The organism is Marinomonas phycocola, assembly GCF_047525455.1.
Taxonomy (GTDB): domain Bacteria; phylum Pseudomonadota; class Gammaproteobacteria; order Pseudomonadales; family Marinomonadaceae; genus Marinomonas.
Map to the genome: position 1 here is coordinate 34,486 of NZ_JBLIXL010000001.1, position 17,382 is coordinate 51,867.

The 17,382-nt window shown below is 40.3% G+C and carries 16 protein-coding genes; 7 read left to right on the plus strand and 9 right to left on the minus strand.

Going from position 1 to position 17,382, the window contains the following annotated elements; genetic code table 11:
• Positions 1-99 precede the first annotated feature (99 nt).
• Positions 100-1,113 (plus strand): zinc-binding alcohol dehydrogenase family protein, encoded by a 1,014-nt coding sequence (locus tag ACMUMJ_RS00185; protein ID WP_414676775.1) that lies wholly within the window; start codon positions 100-102, stop codon positions 1,111-1,113.
• Positions 1,114-1,272: 159 nt separating this feature from the next.
• On the opposite strand, the gene ACMUMJ_RS00190 is transcribed toward ACMUMJ_RS00185, so the two are convergent.
• The 6 genes from ACMUMJ_RS00190 to ACMUMJ_RS00215 form a co-directional block, all read right to left on the minus strand.
• Positions 1,273-2,208, minus strand: coding sequence for a LysR family transcriptional regulator (locus ACMUMJ_RS00190; protein ID WP_414676776.1), 936 nt, complete (start codon positions 2,206-2,208; stop codon positions 1,273-1,275).
• A 61-nt stretch (positions 2,209-2,269) separates the two neighbouring features.
• A complete protein-coding gene (locus ACMUMJ_RS00195) occupies positions 2,270-3,283 on the minus strand; it encodes an ABC transporter ATP-binding protein (RefSeq protein WP_414676777.1) in 1,014 nt (337 codons plus the stop codon).
• On the minus strand, positions 3,280-4,350 hold the full coding sequence (locus ACMUMJ_RS00200; protein ID WP_414676778.1) for an ABC transporter ATP-binding protein: 1,071 nt from the start codon (positions 4,348-4,350) through the stop codon (positions 3,280-3,282). The genes ACMUMJ_RS00195 and ACMUMJ_RS00200 overlap by 4 nt, the downstream gene beginning before the upstream one ends.
• A gap of 1 nt (position 4,351) precedes the next feature.
• Positions 4,352-5,290 carry an ABC transporter permease gene (locus ACMUMJ_RS00205; RefSeq protein WP_414676779.1) on the minus strand — a complete coding sequence of 313 codons (939 nt, stop codon included), beginning with the start codon at positions 5,288-5,290 and terminating at the stop codon, positions 4,352-4,354.
• The gene (locus ACMUMJ_RS00210) at positions 5,287-6,267 is read right to left on the minus strand and encodes an ABC transporter permease (protein WP_414676780.1); all 981 of its coding nucleotides are present in this window, start codon (positions 6,265-6,267) and stop codon (positions 5,287-5,289) included. The genes ACMUMJ_RS00205 and ACMUMJ_RS00210 overlap by 4 nt, the downstream gene beginning before the upstream one ends.
• A 59-nt stretch (positions 6,268-6,326) precedes the next feature.
• Complete coding sequence (locus ACMUMJ_RS00215) at positions 6,327-7,856, minus strand: ABC transporter substrate-binding protein (protein ID WP_414676781.1); 1,530 nt, start codon at positions 7,854-7,856, stop codon at positions 6,327-6,329.
• A 444-nt stretch (positions 7,857-8,300) separates the two neighbouring features.
• Between ACMUMJ_RS00215 and ACMUMJ_RS00220 the strand changes: the two genes are divergently transcribed.
• The 5 genes from ACMUMJ_RS00220 to ACMUMJ_RS00240 all read left to right on the plus strand — a co-directional run bounded on the left by ACMUMJ_RS00220 (position 8,301) and on the right by ACMUMJ_RS00240 (position 12,310).
• Positions 8,301-8,531: a hypothetical protein gene (locus ACMUMJ_RS00220; protein ID WP_414676782.1), complete on the plus strand. Its 231-nt coding sequence runs from the start codon at positions 8,301-8,303 to the stop codon at positions 8,529-8,531.
• A 194-nt stretch (positions 8,532-8,725) separates the two neighbouring features.
• Entirely contained in the window at positions 8,726-8,854 is a 129-nt protein-coding gene (locus ACMUMJ_RS00225) for a hypothetical protein (RefSeq protein WP_414676783.1), read from the plus strand.
• 646 nt (positions 8,855-9,500) lie between these two features.
• A complete protein-coding gene (locus tag ACMUMJ_RS00230) occupies positions 9,501-10,520 on the plus strand; it encodes a GGDEF domain-containing protein (protein ID WP_414676784.1) in 1,020 nt (339 codons plus the stop codon).
• 98 nt (positions 10,521-10,618) lie between these two features.
• The gene (locus ACMUMJ_RS00235) at positions 10,619-11,881 is read left to right on the plus strand and encodes an EAL domain-containing protein (protein ID WP_414676785.1); all 1,263 of its coding nucleotides are present in this window, start codon (positions 10,619-10,621) and stop codon (positions 11,879-11,881) included.
• Between the two features lie 150 nt (positions 11,882-12,031).
• Complete coding sequence (locus tag ACMUMJ_RS00240; protein WP_414676786.1) at positions 12,032-12,310, plus strand: hypothetical protein; 279 nt, start codon at positions 12,032-12,034, stop codon at positions 12,308-12,310.
• A gap of 298 nt (positions 12,311-12,608) precedes the next feature.
• On the opposite strand, the gene ACMUMJ_RS00245 is transcribed toward ACMUMJ_RS00240, so the two are convergent.
• The gene (locus ACMUMJ_RS00245) at positions 12,609-13,436 is read right to left on the minus strand and encodes a DUF4437 domain-containing protein (protein WP_414676787.1); all 828 of its coding nucleotides are present in this window, start codon (positions 13,434-13,436) and stop codon (positions 12,609-12,611) included.
• Positions 13,437-13,607: 171 nt separating this feature from the next.
• Between ACMUMJ_RS00245 and ACMUMJ_RS00250 the strand changes: the two genes are divergently transcribed.
• Positions 13,608-14,552, plus strand: a complete 945-nt coding sequence (locus tag ACMUMJ_RS00250; RefSeq protein ID WP_414676788.1) for a LysR family transcriptional regulator — start codon at positions 13,608-13,610, stop codon at positions 14,550-14,552.
• Here the strand turns inward: ACMUMJ_RS00250 and ACMUMJ_RS00255 are convergent, their stop codons facing one another.
• Both ACMUMJ_RS00255 and ACMUMJ_RS00260 read right to left on the minus strand, forming a co-directional pair.
• Positions 14,553-14,693, minus strand: coding sequence for a hypothetical protein (locus tag ACMUMJ_RS00255; RefSeq protein WP_414676789.1), 141 nt, complete (start codon positions 14,691-14,693; stop codon positions 14,553-14,555).
• An 80-nt stretch (positions 14,694-14,773) separates the two neighbouring features.
• Complete coding sequence (locus ACMUMJ_RS00260; protein WP_414676790.1) at positions 14,774-16,696, minus strand: bifunctional 5-dehydro-2-deoxygluconokinase/5-dehydro-2-deoxyphosphogluconate aldolase; 1,923 nt, start codon at positions 16,694-16,696, stop codon at positions 14,774-14,776.
• Positions 16,697-17,382: the final 686 nt, after the last annotated feature.

Sequence of the window (17,382 nt, forward strand, 5' to 3'; positions counted from 1 at the left end):
TGTCATGATTGGTTGAATGTTTTTTTGATCTTTGTTTGACGCGGCGTATCACTATTTAAATTTAATCATATCAATAGACGATATGGGGGAGAACATCGAATGAAAGCCATTGCATATCAAGCTGCTCGTACATTGAAGGACTCAGATTACTTACTAGATATTGAAATGGATAAGCCCAAGGTAAGTGGTTTTGATGTCTTAGTCGAAGTAAAAGCCGTTTCCGTAAACCCAGTAGATACTAAGATACGTGAGAGAGTGACTCCTGCAGAAGGTCAATGGGGGGTGTTGGGATGGGACGCAACGGGTATTGTCGCTGAAATCGGTGACAAAGTGACAGAATATAAAGTAGGCGATCAAGTTTGGTACGCAGGCGATGTAACGCGTTCAGGATCAAATGCTGAATTCCATGCGGTAGATTCTCGTATTGTTGGTCGTATGCCAAAAAACTTGTCATTTTCAGCCGCCGCTGCATTGCCATTAACGACACTAACCGCATGGGAAATGTTGTTTGAACGTTTGGGTATTGATGAAACAGCAGACCACAGTAAAGAGCACATCTTAATAGTTGGGGCATCGGGTGGTGTTGGCTCTATTATGATTCAGTTATTGAAAGCGCGTACTAACATTAATGTTATTGCTTCTGCTTCACGTGAAGAAACCCAAGCATGGGTTAAGCAACTTGGTGCGGATTATGTGGTTAATCACCGTAATCCTTTAGATGAAGAGGTTGCCGCTTTAAATCTTAATAATGTGAAGTATGTGGTTAGCTTAAATCAAACAGACAGTCACCTTGAAGCGATTGCAAATTTGATTGCACCACAAGGTAAATTTGGTTTGATTGACGATCCTGAGAATGTCAATATTGCGGTTTTCAAACGTAAAAGTGTCTCAATTCATTGGGAATTTATGTTTACTAAAGCGATGTTCACGACAGAGAATATTGCTTCACAGCGCGATATTTTGAACACGGTAGCAACGCTTGTTGAAAACGGTAAAGTAATCAGCACATTAGATGAAGACTTCGGTGCGATTAATGCTGAAAATTTAATGAAGGCTCATGCATTGGTGGCGTCTAATAAAGCAAAAGGAAAAATAGTCGTTTCGGGCTTTTAATCGATTGAATGTTTTTTTATAGGTTCTTAGATTTAACATTATTAGCGATCTAAAGAATAAGAAAAGAGTGAGTCCAAATGGAAACATAAGGCAAGCAACGTATGTTGCTTATTTTATATGGATCTGGATCACTCTTTTTTATTGTGTAATCGGCCTATTTTAGAAGCGTTTTTTGTATTTCAAACGTTCTTTTAAATGGTTCCAAAAGCTGTTTAGGTTGGGGTTTTTATTTAACCTAGAGCGATACAAGCGAATCTCTAAGGGGATTTGCCACTCCTTTTCACCTGCTAGGGCCACTTTACCATAATCAAGCGTGTCTGCCATTAATCGAGAAGGAACCCAACCAATGCCAAATCCTTCTTTTACCATCGCCTTAACATTCACAGAATGGTAATTTTCATTAATGGTTTTTAATTGGGCTATCTCTCTTTGGCGTTGCAGATGATGCAAAATCACCGGTTGTAAAAAGGAATTATCGTAATAGCCAATGTGTGGCAACGGCTTTCTGCGGTTGCCCGGAAGTACGTAAGTAGGGTTGCCTTCGTCGTCAGCCACACTGTATGGGATGAGTGTCTCATCGGCGATCACACAGTATTCGTAATTTTCATCATCTAACGAATGAATAAATGGGATGGCTGGGTGCCAAAAGCACAGCATTAAATCGCATTGGTTTTCTATTAATGCGTTTACGAAATCCATTCCTGACCAAGAACTTGATTTTAGATTTAGGTCTATTTCCATGTCAATTTCTTGGCTGAAGGGCTCAATAACACCTTTATAAAAGCTCACAAAGAGTGTTTGTGTAGTAGCAAAGCTAATTTGCGATTCTCCTTGTTTGCGGATTTCTTGACATCGTTCCTTTGCGTCTCTTAATTGTCGAGTAATTAGCTCTGCACTGTGTAAAAACACCTCGCCTTCAGGTGTGAGTGATAAAGGCAGCGTATTACGATCAATCAAGGTGACCTTCATTTCTTCTTCCAACAGTTTAATACGACGACTAAACGTGGGCTGGGTGACATTTTGTTCGTCTGCCGCTCGAGAAAAATGCCTGGTTTTTGCTAGGGCAATGAAATCTTCAAGCCATCTTATTTCCATTTGGCAAGACCCTCCCAGCCCGCAACGTTTAAGAATAATTCTTGTATCGAAAAAGAGGAAATCATAAACGTTCCTCCTCTACGGCGTGGCAAGCGACACTGCTACCATCGGGTTGGCGGAGCATTTTGGGCGCTTCAAGAAAACACTTTTCTTGTGCAAACGGGCAGCGAGCCTGAAACGGACAACCAATAATTGCTTCGTAAGGCGTCGGGACTTCACCAATAAGTTTGATTGGCTTTTGAGTATTGTTATCCAGCCGTGGTATGGCGGATAGCAATGCTTGAGTATAAGGGTGTTTGGGGTGATCAAATAAGGCTTTCGTATCCGATAGCTCGCATACTGTGCCCAAGTACATGACTGCAACACGGTTTGAAAAATGCTCCACAACCGCCAAGTCGTGTGTAATAAACAGATAAGTCAGGTTGTACTCCTCCTGTTTATCCATCATTAAATTAAGAACTTGAGCCTGTACAGACACATCCAAGGCCGCCAAAGGTTCATCAGCAATAATTAAATCGGGTTCAACAGAAAGCGCGCGTGCAATGCTGATTCTTTGGCGTTGTCCGCCTGAAAATTCATGGGGGTATCGATCAACCCAATTTGGCGAGATACCAACAGATTCCATCAATTGGGTGATTTTTTGATCCACTCCCATTCTAGATAACTGAGGGTTATGGAAGGCAATCGGTTCACTCAGTGTTTGATAAACCGTCATGCGAGGGTTTAATGACGCATAAGGGTTTTGAAACACCATTTGCATACGGCGACGAAAAACCAAACGCAGGCGATCATTTAAATCATCAATGCGTTGATCACCATAGTGGATCTCACCTGAATCAGGCTTAGTTAAACCCATAATAGTGCGAGCAAGTGTGGACTTCCCACAGCCAGTTTCACCGACAACACATAAGGTTTCGCCTTTATTAAGCGTTAATGTTACTTTATTAAGTGCGTATACCGTGTTTTGTTTTTTATAGGATCGACCTTTATTTAAAGACCATTGGGACATCCACTTTTCTTTCACAGAAAAGCGTTTTTCTAAATTACTGATTTGTAATAGAGGAACCTGTTTCATTCTTTATGTCCTCTAGCTTGTGACTGTGCTTCTGAGTGATTATCTGCCGTGTCATCAAGTTCGCTTTCTAAATAGAGATCATTGCTATCATTGTTGAATTCTTCAAGCATGTCCTCCACCATAAAGCAGGCAACATGTGATACGCCATTGTAGAGAGCATCTGGATGGCTTTGTTTGCACTTTTCCATGACATAAGGGCAACGTGCGTGAAAGGCACAGCCCGAAGGACGATCCAACAAAGAAGGCATGGTGCCATGTATTTGATTTAATCGTTGCCCTGGTAATGACATTTGCGGCAATGCATTTAGCAACCCTTGAGTATAAGGGTGTTGAGGATCATTAATAATTTCAATCGTTGGGCCTTGTTCAACAATGCGCCCTGCGTACATCACAATGGTGCGTTCTGCGACACGTGATACAACCCCTAAATCATGGCTGATTAAAATAAGAGCCACATTATTGTCGTCGCAGATTTGTTTTAACAGCTCTAAAATTTCGGCTTGAATGGTAACGTCAAGCGCGGTTGTTGGCTCGTCGGCAATAATAATGTCGGGGGTTAGTAATAGAGCGATAGCAATGATAACTCGCTGACGCATTCCTCCAGAAAGTTCGTGCGGGTACTGATCAAAACGGTTTTCAGGGGAGGCAATGTGCACTTGAAACAATGTCTCTATGGCTAGCTGCTTTGCCTCTCTTACTCTTAAGTCCGTATGGCTTCGAATGGCTTCTACCATTTGTTCACCAATAGTGAGTACTGGATTCAGCGTCATCATAGGGTCTTGGAAAATCATGGCGATACGCTTGCCACGAATATGACGCATTTGGCGATTTGATAAATGGATAAGCTCATTGCCATTAAGTTTAATCGAACCGGATTTGATGTACCCCGGACGGCTGATCAGATTGACGATAGAGAACCCTAAGATGGATTTCCCCGCACCAGATTCCCCCACAAAGGCAATGCGTTCACCCTTTTTTAAGGAAAAGCTAATATCAATTAAAGCAGCCAAATCTCCCTGTTTTAATTGAAAACTCACATTCAAATTATGAACGTTTAACAAGTCCATATTAGTCCTTATACACTTTAGGGTTAAGATGGTCTCTGAGCCAATCCCCTAAAAGGTTCATTACTAAGATAAGTACAATCAAGGTGATGCTTGGGATAACACAAATCCACCACGCACCGGAAAACATGTAGCTGAACCCAGACGAGATTAATGAACCTAAGGACGGTTGTGTTATAGGCATACCCAAGCCGAGGAACGACAGCGCGGCTTCTGCAATAATGGCATTGGCAATTTGTATGGTAAAAATAACCAAAAGTGGTGAAACTGTATTGGGTAAAATGTGCTTAAACATAATTCGGCCAGAGCCAATGCCCATAATACGTGCCGCATCAATGTATTCTTTTTGTTTCTCTGCTAAAACGGAGGCCCGCACGGTACGAGCAAACAAAGGCCATTCGGCCAAGCCAATGACCAAGATGAGTATGTACATCGCCAGATGCTGGTAGGACGCAATGCCAAAAATAGTTTGAAACAACGCCATCACAATAATGGCCACCATCATATTTGAGAAAGATAACTGAATGTCCGCACAGCGCATTAAAAAGTTATCTAAGCGGCCTCCAAAATAGCCTGCAATAAGACCAATACAGATGCCTAAAAAACCTTGAATCACCACAGCAAAAATACCAATGGTTAACGATAAGCGGGTGCCATAAAGGATAACTGATAATAGATCTCGCCCTTGACCGTCGGTTCCAAAGAGAAATCGACTGTCGCCATCGATCCAGTAGGGCGCAATTTCGGAATTTTCTAAATCCATAAAGCTGGGATCACGCACATCAAACGGTGCAATCAATGGTGCAGCTAAAGAAATCAAGCAATAAAAAGCGAATATTAGCAGAGACAACACGGCAATTTTATCACTTAGAAAACCATGCCAGAGATGAATCCAGTGTTTTGATTTGGTACTGATTACCAACTCCTTATTTATATTCTTCATAATCCATGACTCGATAATCGAACGGTCGGGTTTACTAACCCATAAATCAAATCAACCAAGGTATTGGTAATAACAAACATGGCACCGACAACCATTAAATAGGCAGAGATAAGCGGTGTATCAACACGGCTAATGGCATCCCAAAATAAGAACCCCATTCCTGGCCACTGGAAAATGGTTTCGGTCAATATGGTATATGCCACTAAAGTACCTGCTTGAATCCCCGCCACAGTGATAATCGGTAACAAGGTGTTTTTAAGGGCATGTACAAAATAAATTCTCATCGGGGATAATCCTTTTGCCCATGCAAACTTAATGTACTCAGATTGAAGTACTTCCATCATTTCCGAACGTATTAATCTTACGAATAACGGCATGAGTGCCAATGCGAGTGATAAACTGGGAAGAAACAGATGTTGAAGACCATCCCATGAAGTGAAGCCCGTTTCCCAAAAGGAGAAGATAACTTCCGTTTCGCCTCGGCCAAAACTGGGGGCAATTTGCCATTCTACCGAGAAGAAATACACTAAAAATATCGCAATAATAAATATCGGTACGGATAAGCCAATGCCACTGAAGAACATAAGGGCTTTGGAAATTAAGCTTTTAGGCTTTATGGCGGCAATAACGCCACAGGGAATCGAAATGACGATAATGAGTACAATGGCTGAAAAAGAAAGTTCCAGTGTGGCAGGCACTTTCCGTAAAATAACGTCCAGAGCGGGCTCTTTATAGTAATAAGAAACACCTAGGTCTCCAGTGACTGCTTTTTTGGCAAAGCGAATATATTGATCCATTAAGCTGTCGTTTAGCCCTAACTCATCTCGTATGCGTTCTCTGTCTTCAACCGAAACCGTCTGACTTACCATTTGATGGACAGGGTCACCTAATCGGCCTTGAACTAAAAAGCTGATGATACTAATCACCACCATAACGATAATGGCTTGAATAACACGTCTAAATAAAAACTGTAGCACGGGTTGTAACCTCCCAAAAAGCAGGCGAAGCCGTTAGGTGATCAGATGGATAACATGGACTACTCAACAACTAGGTCACCTATATAAGGAAAGTTTCGTTCATTAACAATGTTCTCAATTCTAATATTTTTCTTTGCTCCCCAAGCGAGACTTTGCCACAAAAGAGGGACAACCGCGGATTCCTTAACAAGAATCCGCTCAATTTCCTGTAGCAGTTTGGCACGACGTTCAGAAGACATTTCAATATTGGCCGCTCGAATACGTTCATCTATTTGTGCGTTACAATAACTGCTGGCATTGTAAGCGCCCATCCCTGTATTTGGGTCTGTACACGCCACTAAAAATTCAAATAAGTTATTCGAATCGTTCGTATCAGACTGCCAACCAATCATCATCATATCGGCACTGCGATGATCAAACTCTTGGAAGTATTGCGCTTTAGGTAAGGTTTTTAAATCAACAGAAATATTGATTTTTGACAACATAGCGACAATGGCTTGAGAGATCCTTTCATCTTGGATATAGCGATTGTTAGGCGCCATCATGGAAATACGAAAGCCTTCCTCGTAACCGGCTTCGATCATAAGTCGTTTGGCTTTTTCTAAGTCATACATAGGCTTGATGTCAGGAACATGGCCTAAAAACTGAGGGACACTTAATTGCCCTGCCGCTTCACTAAAACCTCTCAAAATTTTTCTAACAATAAGAGATTGATTAATGGCTAGATTAATTGCTTCTCGCACTCTTTGATCACGAAACTCAACGCGCCTAGCCTGATTCATATGCAAGAGTAAAATCCGCGTGCTTGGCATTCCCACAAATTTGATGTCGGATGAGCGTTTTATACGAGGGATATCAATAGGAGAAATAGGAAAAATAAAATCCACATCGCCAGACAAAAGTGCTGCTAAACGGGTTGAGTCAGAACGAATGGGCGTCATTCTAATGCTGTCTACATTGCCTTTTGATTCTTTGTCCCAGTAATCTTCAAAACGGGTAAAGTCTAAACGGACACCCGATTCTCGATGTTTTAAAACAAACGGCCCCGTGCCAGAGATATTTTTAGAGGCGAAGGTTTCCCCATGCTTGATGATTTCGTCACGCCCTTGATAAAACAGGCTGTCCATAGGAAACACATAAGTCAAAATATTCAGTAATAGCGGGGTAGTTTGATGGGTAATAACGTCTACCGTAAAATCATCCACTTTTTGCACATCGCTAATCGCATCAAACATGGCGCGAAAATCTGTAGAGCGCTTCAGTCGTTGAATGGTGAACATCACATCATTTGCCGTGAATGCATTGCCTGTATGAAACCGCACGTTTTCACGCAAGTAAATACGTAAAGTAACGTCATCCTTCTGCTCCCAACGGGTCGCTAGGCGAGGTTCAATTTCACCATTTTGATACCAGCGTAACAATGGATCAAACGTTAAATGAGAAAGCTGCAACGTGCTTTCAGAAAGCTGCTCATGGGGATCGAGCGATGCAGGATCTGAATCAAATGCCATAGAAAGGGGCGCCGCGTGCACGCCAAAAGAGGTGACACAGATAAAGAATGAAACCAGCAAAAATGCTATTTTTTTCATTATTAATCCTTATAGATAAAAAGAAGGCTTTCGGACTAAACAGTCTCAATTTTATAACAACGATATGAGTGTCTGTTCATGCTACAAAAAAAGCCATCTGAACAGGGGCAATCCCCATTACTTGAGACAATCTATTATGGAAGGCATGTTACAGAAAGCGCATTAAAAAATCAGTAATTCTCTTTTTAATGGCGAATTTTGTTTGTTTTATAAGCGAAAAACGATCGAATCGAGGTAAACAAAGGCAGCAATAACGTGTGGGGTAATCTAAAAGTAACCTAATTTGACAGCGGCTAGTTCAGGTAGCCACTTAAGTGTCAAATTAGGTTAGAAATGAGTATAGAAGGTAAATCTGATTGCGACATTGATTTGAGTCATTTTTATTGATTAATCTTATGTAAGACTTGAAAAAGGGGCGTGAATACAGGATTGGATAGATTGTAGGTGGGAAAAGTCGGAGGCGCATGGCGTCACTGTCGTCGTCAGCGCAAAAAAAGACAGAAGGCTTTTTATTTAACTGAACATGGCTTTTTTGTTGGTCGCGCCTTCAGGCCGACAAATCTACTTGCTAGATCGTTAGGTAAAGGATTAAATCCAGTGGAACCATCTGTAGACATTTCTAAGCTGTTGGTAGTATATGAAGAAAGCATCACACACTCCTTGTGGATAAAGTAATAATCTGTATGAATATACAGCTTATTTTTCAGTTTGACAATATTGTGCTTATGCGGTGATGAGCAATCACCTTCATGTCGTGCTGCATGTTGATGATAAACAAGCTAAAAGCTGGTCTACACATGAAGTGTTGAGCGCTGGCATTTTCTTCATAAAGGCCGTTATTTATTCAACAATATTCTCGTGGTGATGTAATGCCTGCGTATGCGGTTGAGTTAGCTGAAAGGTCTGCGGAGGCTTACCGCCAGAGATTGTCTGCTATCAGTTGGTTTATGAGAGAGCTGAACGAGCCGATTGCGAGACAAGCCAATTTTTTGGCATAGATGCCAAACATGTCGCGACTTTCCAAAATGTAGCGCTAAAAAACGCGAATTTCACAACCAATCCCTCTCAAACCCCGTAATCATCCCATTTCATACCAAAATTATTCATAATATCTCGCTTTATTTAATTGCCAATAAGATAGCTAGGGAAGGTGCGAATAAGTCTACTAAGACTCAGTCTTTCAGAGAAACCGTCAAATAAGGCACGATTCTGCAGGAATGTTAATACCTTTCAAAGAGTCGTAACGAAATATGGCGTTTTCTCTCAAAGACCCGCAGGGCATGGTCTAAAAGCCAGTATTCTTTGTAGAGTATCTCGAAAATAGGCCAGCTATTCACATTCGATACTCGCGTCGAATAGCCGGCTTTTATCCACATGCTGAGACAAGAGGGCTTATTCGCACCTTCCCTAGATCACACTTCTTTACTTGATTATTAGATCAAACAAGGTAAGTATGGCCTGTTAATAATCCTATAAATGAGTGACATTCAATTAATTATACAAAATCAAAGAGTTTAATAGAATTATCTGAAAGTCTTTGAATTTAGTAAAATCGTCTAAATGTTAAGAATGTGTAACAAATGTCGGACAAATTAATTATAAAAAACGGTGCGGAACATCAGGTGAAAAATTAAGTTCATAATTATGATGGAGAAGAAAATAATGTTGAGGCTTTTTTTAAGCAAGTTTAAGAATAGCTACACTAAGCTCGAACCAGCAGCGGCGGCATTTTTTTCTATGTCAATTTTAGTGATTCTCTATGTCGGACCATTTATCTTTTATCGGCTATATCAGAGAAATTGGACTCATGCATTGATTGATTTGATATTATTTTCTGCTGCCGTATTTTGTGCTATTGCCACTTACAAGGGCCGGTCTGTAAAAGCGTTAAAACCGTTAAGTGCTTTGTTATTGTTGCTTTCGGCCACTTTAATTGTTGTTGTGACTGGAATTGAATCTGTTTTTTGGGGGTATCCAGCTATCACGGCTAGTTTTTTCTTGCTGCCATTGCGGCATGCACTAATTAGTATAGGTATTTTTGTAACAGCATTGTTCTTCATCATGTTGCCCACTACAGAAATAATCGTTATTTCTGCTATAGTCACGACCATGCTTTTATTGTCTTTTTCTAATTATTTTATTTTTAAATCTTATCGTAATATTGAAGCACGATTGAAAGAAAAAGTGGGTAAAGACTATTTAACCGGAGCCAGTAATCGTAATGCATTTGAGGAACGAATGCTCGAATTGATGGCTATGTGTAATGATAAACCTCAAGCGTTGAGTATTGTGATATTTGATTTGGATAATTTTAAAATGATTAACGATACCTACGGACATCTGAAAGGTGATGAAGTGTTGGTTACGGTTACAAAAGCGGTTAGCAAAGCTATTCGAATTGTTGATACCATTTATCGCTATGGTGGTGAAGAGTTCGTGATTTTATTGCCAAGAACTTCTTTAATACAAGCTAAAATGGTTGCAGAAAAGGCTAGAGAGTGTATTGAAAAAACAGATTTTGGTATTGAAAGGCAAGTGACGATTTCGGCCGGCATCGCTATGCTTAAACATAACGAAAGCCAACATGAATGGATCAAGCGTGCAGATATTGCGCTATATAAATCAAAACGTGCTGGTAGAAACACCGTTACTGCAGTTGACTAACTGAGCTTTGTTATCTTTTTATAGTAGTTATTATATTTATAGCCTAACTTATTTTACCAAAGTTCAAAATTCAAGTTAATAACCCAATTGTTATAGCCATGGCTTTTGTATTTATAGGAATATGCCCCTATATTAAGTTACTACAATTATTTGAGAGTGAAATTTTGACAATAAAAAATATGGTATATGCTGTATCATTAAGCGGCACTGAGAAGCTTGAAAATATCTTCGGAAAACCTGTATTACAAAGTGCATGGTCTAACTTATTGACAGAAATTACACCCCGTGTATATGAGATGTTTGGACGTTACCAGAATGTGCAATTTGTGCAGCAATACGAAAATATGTTTATTGTGAAGGCAAGTTTTATGGCATCCGACAGCATGCTAGATCCAGAAGAGCAGCAAGAGATACTGCTGTCAGCAGGCTCAACCTTCATGAGAGATGCATTGCTTAAACATTTTGGCGCAGCGACTGGGCGTAAATTAGCCTTTTCAAATTTTTGTACTTTAGTTAAAGACAGGGAACAATTGTCTGAACATTCAGTTAGGCTTGAACTTCAAAAAAATGGCACTCTTCAGGATTTACATCTTGGTAATACTAAAAGCGAATTATCTCCTTGTTCTAACATTACTCGTCAGGAGTTTAGTGAGATCCTACAAAAAGATAAACTTCAGACATTCGTACAATCTATTGTCGATTTACAACGAAATGAAGTTGCGGGGTTTGAAATACTAACGCGGGGCCCCAAAGGCTCTAATATTGAAAGAGCCGATAAACTGTTTAATACCGCGACATACTTTGGTATGACGAAAGAGATAGAGTTGGCCTGTGTGCGTAAAGGAATTAACTATGTAAAACAAGTTCCTTCACATCAATTCTTGACGTTTAATGTTGGGCCAGAAGTATTAACTAGTCCCGAGCTATCTAGCCTACTAGAAGATCCAAGCATAAAACCCTATCATCAGCAGATAGTGTTTGAATTAACCGAGCATTTACCGCTTTCTGATGTAAAAAAAATCACTCACGTAGTACAAGAAATGCATCATAAAGGTATTCAGGTATGGTTAGATGATACTGGCTGTGGCTTTTTTGATTTTAGTACTGCCGAGATGTTAAAGACACCGGTTGCGAAGCTTTGTATTACAGTGATTCGTCAGATAAGCAAGGGACATGTTATTGAATGTGAGATTGAAGAAACACGGAAAAGATTGAATTCGTTAGGTACGAAGACACTTGGCGAAGGAGTGGAAGAAAAAGAACAAGCTGAGGTGCTTCAAAGGCTAGGAGTACAATTAGCGCAAGGTTATTATTTTCACAAACCAACACCCATTGAGCAAGTATTTAACTATTCACATTAATTAAACCATAATATAGGCCACCTATATAGTTAATTTATATATTTCAATGAGTTAGAGTTACATAAAAATATCAGGTAGGTGTGATTATTGATGTTTCTCTAATCACTGTTTAGACTAAAAAAAAACAAACTCAAGGATGAGGAAGACGTTATGCCAAGAGCCAGCAAGTCAGTTTGTCTGACACGCCGTATTATCACTGCATCAGCCGGTGCGTTCGTCGTGCTTTTCTATGTGGAGAAAATGTCGTTACAAGGAAAAGTTTCGAACACCGTCGTGGTTGGATTGAAGCGCTGGCATTCTCTTCATAAAGGCACGTTATTTACTCAACAATACGATCATGGCGAAACTATATCTGAGTATGCGGTTGAGTTGGCTGAAAGGTCTGCGGAGGCTTACTCCAGAGATTCTTGGATATCAGTTGGTTTATGAGAGAGCTGAACGAGCCGATTGTTAGCTTAATCTGAATATCTCATTGCTCTTATGATTGAGCCTGCTCGTCTAGATATTCTCATTTTTACTTAATTACGGGCTTATCGCTGTTTGAAACAGCAAAAATGACACTGAATCCTATTTCATTGTTTGTATTTCAGTTTAGATATGTTTTTAGTTGGGTGACCTTGATTTCGAATACTCCCCGTATTTTGATTGAGGTTTATTTTTTAGTGTTTTTAAAAGCACGTAAAAAAAGCGGCATACCGCTTGGGTTACCGCTTGTGTAGCAAACTTTTTAATTAACTCGGTATTTCTTATTAGTACGAATATAGATAACCGCTTCAGTATTGCTTTTATTCTCTATTTCGTGAGTAAAGTCATTTGCTGATTCAAAATAACTACCAGCACTGAGAGTGTTAGAAGCAGTTAAGTCTTCTGAGCTATAATTCACTACCCCAGAAATTACCACTGCACGAAACTCATCCGCTTTTGTTACTATCTTTCCATTAAATCCAGCAGGCAATTTGATCATTGAACCTCTCATACTTACTGAACTTTCGTTTGAGATGTCTCCCCAAAGGTAAGTAGATTCGACGCCTTCCACATTAATATCGTTTAAGTCACTTTTATTTAACCACACAATATTGTCTGTATGAAGATTCAAAGGATGCTCATTATTGTCAAAACTCTCTTTTGACGGCTTAACCAAGTAAGGGCCTGAGTCTATTTCAAGATAAATGACGTTTGTTGCACCATTGGCCGCTGTAGTGTGTTCTCCTCCAGCAGGTTGAGTCCAAAATGAGCCTGTTGGCATCCATCTTTTCTCTGCATTAGGGGCGTCATTGTGCATCAAGCCATTAATCACAATGCCTCGATAAGTGATGTTGTGAATGTGCGGGGGCGACTCAAAACCTTTATTAAAGCGAACAAGCATACCTGTTGCAGTGTCTGTTGTTCTATTCCCCCAAAGATCGACTGCGCCTGGGCTTAATGCACCTCTTAGAGGGTTAAGGTAGCCCCATTCAATATTATCTGCCAGCACAACTTTCGACGTGCCCGTGGCAGCGAATGTTGGTAATGAAAATAATAATGCTAATACGGGTATTTTAATGAAGTTTTTCATATCAAATTCTCTATCCTGATTGTTGGATATGTATTTTATAATGCCGCTTTATATGCGATAAACGAGCAAAAATCTAATACACTTTCGCTAATTCGTGGACAATAAACACCACAGCAGGATATTACCTCAGTTAATAACACATATTTCTGAAATATAGGCATGAGAACACTTATGAAAATCTCAGATTTACAGGTATTTATAAAAGTCGCTAAGCTGCAATCAATAACAGCAGCAGCAAAGAAGTTGGATATGAGTTCGTCTGCTGCCAGTGTGGCGATTAAACGCATAGAGCATTCACTCGGAAAGCAACTGTTTGTTAGAACAACACGACATTTAAAATTATCCCCAGAGGGGGAATCTTATCTTCCCTTGTGTCAGCAAGCTCTTGATTTACTTCAGCAAGGTCAGGCGGTCATTAACGAGGAGCAACTTTCTATCAACGGTGACATTAGAATGGCCATGTCATCAGAAATGGGCCGTAACTTAATGCGTAATTTACTTAACGATATCATGAGTCAACATAAGGGCTTATCGTTGAGTTTGCATGTCAGTGATAGCCGCGTAGATTTTTATCAAGATAACGTTGATGTGGCTTTGCGTGCCCTAACAAAAGATACTATCAAAGAGCTAAACTTGTATGGTTTTAAAATTTGCAATATTCCTCATTTCTTATGTGCATCGCCTAACTATCTCTCACAGTATGGAACACCTAATTCACTGGATGAACTACTTCAGCACAATGCATTGCTCTATAAACTCTATGAAGTGACTCATGATCACTGGGAGTTTTACCAAAATGAGAAGAAATATAAAGTGAAAGTAGCGAGCGACCGAACAGTGAACGACGGTGACATTGTTCGTCGTTGGTGTATTGATGGCGTTGGTATCGCGAAAAAATCTGCTATCGATATTGCGGATGATCTATTGACAGGGCGGCTACAAAGATTACTGCCTGATTATAAAATCCCTATGACTGAGATGTGGCTAATTCTACCAAGTCGTCAATTGATCAGGCCTTCTATTCGACTCATTCGTGATGCATTAAAACTGAAAGTTAATGCTCTTCGGCAAGAGTTAATAGATAAAGGAATTGTTCATGAAGATGAGTGGCGGTAATCAACGACAATCAAACAAGGTAATCAAAGATGCCCATTCACTTAATTTATATATTTCAATTGCAGGGTTGAAAATAGGGCTAAAGCAATGGCCTTCACTATTAACGTGTTCGCCGTTAATAAAATTTTCTGACGTGTTCATATGAATACCTTTATGTAAGTAGACGTTATTAAGTCGATTTTTAAACAAACTTTACCGAGCTGGATGACCTTCTAAAGTGGTTAACATCGATCTTTCCAAAATGAAATAAGTTGGGTGTAATTAGCAACAATTGCATCGATCAGTTGTGTATCCGTATAGCGACTGGCGAGCCATTCACGGCTGGGCTGGCCAAAAATAGATCGACCAACTGCAAAGCCTTTGACAATAGGGAAGCCTGCACTGTCCGCAAAACCTTGTTTCAATGCTTCCATAGACGCATCAAGGCCGAGCATAACAACACCACGGCAGTGTGCATCGTATGTTTGTAAAATATCAGTAATGGCTTGCCAATTTTGAGGTGCCTGAGGTGGAAGCTTCCACCAATCTGGTTTCACTCCTAAGTCATAGAAGCGTGATATGGAATTTGTATAAACTTCATTACCAAAGGGTTTGTCTTTGGGTGGAATTAACTCCAATAACAGTTCATGACCGGAGATACAGCAAGCGTTATAAAGCTCTAGAATTTGACGCTCTTGTGCGTGTTTTAAAGCGTCTTCATCTTGATCGTGATAAAAAACAAGGCATTTTACAATGTGTTCTTTTGGCCAACTCCTTAAACGAGAGCCAATGCTTCGACCGCCTTCTAATTCCAATGGTCTTGAGCTAGGGACTTCAACTGGACGACCGATCCAGAGTTGCCGACCAGTAACGTCATTCAATGCATCTTGTCCAAAGGTATCATCAATGAGCACGCCTTGTTGAATAGAGCCATCACTCAGTTCTAGTGATTGTGTGCTTTTATCCAATGCTTGTACAAAAAGTTGCTTTAACTGATGAATTCTTTCTAATGGCGCGCCTTCTTCCAGTGCCATATCAAGTAACTGTTTGCGGTGATCAAAGGCGAAAATGCATAAGTTCTGCCAATTGTAGGGTACTCTTTCTGTTGTCACTCGGTGCAAATGATTCAGAGTGTTATCAAGATCAGGGCGTTCAATTTGTTGGGCGTGTTCCATGTAGTAATCCAGTTCCTCTGCGCTTGGGGCCGCAGGAGCGCAGCCATGTCTAGAGACAACTAAAGCACCACAAGCATTGGCGTAATCGCAGCAGGCCTTTTGAGATTCGTTGTGTATCCAGCCTCGTAAAAAGCCGCTCATAAAGGCATCGCCTGCGCCTAATACATTCATCACGTCAACCAGTACGCCAGTATGAACAACAAAACCCTTGGTTGATTTTGGAATGTTTTTTTCAAGAACTGTGCAACCTTGTGCGCCAAGTTTTAGCACTATAGTGGCATCACTTAGAGTACGAATTGTGTTTAACGCAGTGATGGTATCCGTGCTGCCACCGGCAATGTGGATCTCTTCTTCCGTTCCAACGATGAGGTCAAAATCTCCCAAAATGCCTTGTAAATGGGAGGATACTTTCTCATTTGAAACAAATCGTGTTTCACCGTCACCGGGGCTGGTTAGTCCCCAGAGGACGGGGCGGTAATCAATGTCTAACACACATTTTGTGTTTGACTGTTTCGCAAATGTCAATGCTTGTTTGCTAGTAGCATGAGTGTTTTCAGTTGAGAAGTGCGTCCCTGTAATCAGTAAGGCTTTTGCTGAACGGATAAATTCTAGATCGAAATCGTCTTTAGAGACGGCCATGTCCGCGCAATCGTTACGGTAAAAGATAAGTGGAAAGGTGTCTTTGTCTTTTATGCCGAGTACGACTAAGCCTGTTAAGCGTTCTGGATCGGTAACAACATGGCTGATATCGACGCCTGCACGTTCGAGTTCTTCTTTTACAAATCGTCCCATGTGTTCGTCGCCTACGCGCGTTAACATGGCGCTTTTTAACCCCAGTCTTGCGGTGCCAAAGGCGATGTTACAAGATGAACCTCCGAGATATTTAGCAAAGCTGCTGGCGTCTTCTAGGCGGCTACCGATTTGTTCTGAATAGAAATCAACGGCGGCTCGTCCTAAGCAAATTAAATCTAAATTTTTATCTTTATTCATCGTGTAATGTCTCTTTTGAAAAGTAGACAGGGACAGTGTCCCTCATCAATGACAGCATTTGATTAATGTGTGTTATTAAAAAATACTCTAACATGCGACCATTGTGGAATTTATATTCCAGTATTTCAATATTTTGGAATATAAATTCCATTTTATTTTTTAACTGATATTACTTTAAAAACAGAACCAACGTGAAAGCTGGGGAAGGTGCGAATAAGTCTACTAAGACTCAGTCTTTCAGAGAAACCGTCAAATAAGGCACGATTCTGCAGGAATGTTAATCCCTTTCAAAGAGTCGTAACGAAATGTGGCGTTTTCTCTGAAAGACCCGCAGGGCATGGTCTAAAAGCCCGTATTCTTTGTTGAGTATCTCGAAAATAGGCCAACTATTCACATTCGATACTCGCCTCGAATAGCCGGCTTTTATCCACATGCAGAGACAAGAGGACTTATTCGTACCTTCCCTAGGTAATATAAGGGCTTGAGTAGATAGGAAAGGAGAAAGAAAGTTAGAATTTTTTTTAAAAATGGAATGAAAACGGCACTTTCTAATATATTTTTAATAATTCACTTTTTGTTTGTGTTTTTTCTGTGTTTGGATTCGCATAATAGAGGTGATTCAATCGTGAAGTGACATTTAATTGATGAATAGACGAATAACAGTCCATTTAATAAGTAAGTGCTTA

Coding starts and splice junctions, on each gene's coding strand:
- ACMUMJ_RS00260 (WP_414676790.1), bottom strand. CDS start 16,696: ATGAATAAAGATAAAAATTTAGATTTAATTTGCTTAGGACGAGCCGCC.
- ACMUMJ_RS00205 (WP_414676779.1), bottom strand. CDS start 5,290: ATGAAGAATATAAATAAGGAGTTGGTAATCAGTACCAAATCAAAACAC.
- ACMUMJ_RS00250 (WP_414676788.1), top strand. CDS start 13,608: ATGAAAATCTCAGATTTACAGGTATTTATAAAAGTCGCTAAGCTGCAA.
- ACMUMJ_RS00225 (WP_414676783.1), top strand. CDS start 8,726: ATGCCTGCGTATGCGGTTGAGTTAGCTGAAAGGTCTGCGGAGGCTTAC.
- ACMUMJ_RS00255 (WP_414676789.1), bottom strand. CDS start 14,693: ATGAACACGTCAGAAAATTTTATTAACGGCGAACACGTTAATAGTGAA.
- ACMUMJ_RS00190 (WP_414676776.1), bottom strand. CDS start 2,208: ATGGAAATAAGATGGCTTGAAGATTTCATTGCCCTAGCAAAAACCAGG.
- ACMUMJ_RS00245 (WP_414676787.1), bottom strand. CDS start 13,436: ATGAAAAACTTCATTAAAATACCCGTATTAGCATTATTATTTTCATTA.
- ACMUMJ_RS00185 (WP_414676775.1), top strand. CDS start 100: ATGAAAGCCATTGCATATCAAGCTGCTCGTACATTGAAGGACTCAGAT.
- ACMUMJ_RS00235 (WP_414676785.1), top strand. CDS start 10,619: ATGGCTTTTGTATTTATAGGAATATGCCCCTATATTAAGTTACTACAA.
- ACMUMJ_RS00215 (WP_414676781.1), bottom strand. CDS start 7,856: ATGAAAAAAATAGCATTTTTGCTGGTTTCATTCTTTATCTGTGTCACC.
- ACMUMJ_RS00230 (WP_414676784.1), top strand. CDS start 9,501: ATGATGGAGAAGAAAATAATGTTGAGGCTTTTTTTAAGCAAGTTTAAG.
- ACMUMJ_RS00240 (WP_414676786.1), top strand. CDS start 12,032: ATGCCAAGAGCCAGCAAGTCAGTTTGTCTGACACGCCGTATTATCACT.
- ACMUMJ_RS00195 (WP_414676777.1), bottom strand. CDS start 3,283: ATGAAACAGGTTCCTCTATTACAAATCAGTAATTTAGAAAAACGCTTT.
- ACMUMJ_RS00200 (WP_414676778.1), bottom strand. CDS start 4,350: ATGGACTTGTTAAACGTTCATAATTTGAATGTGAGTTTTCAATTAAAA.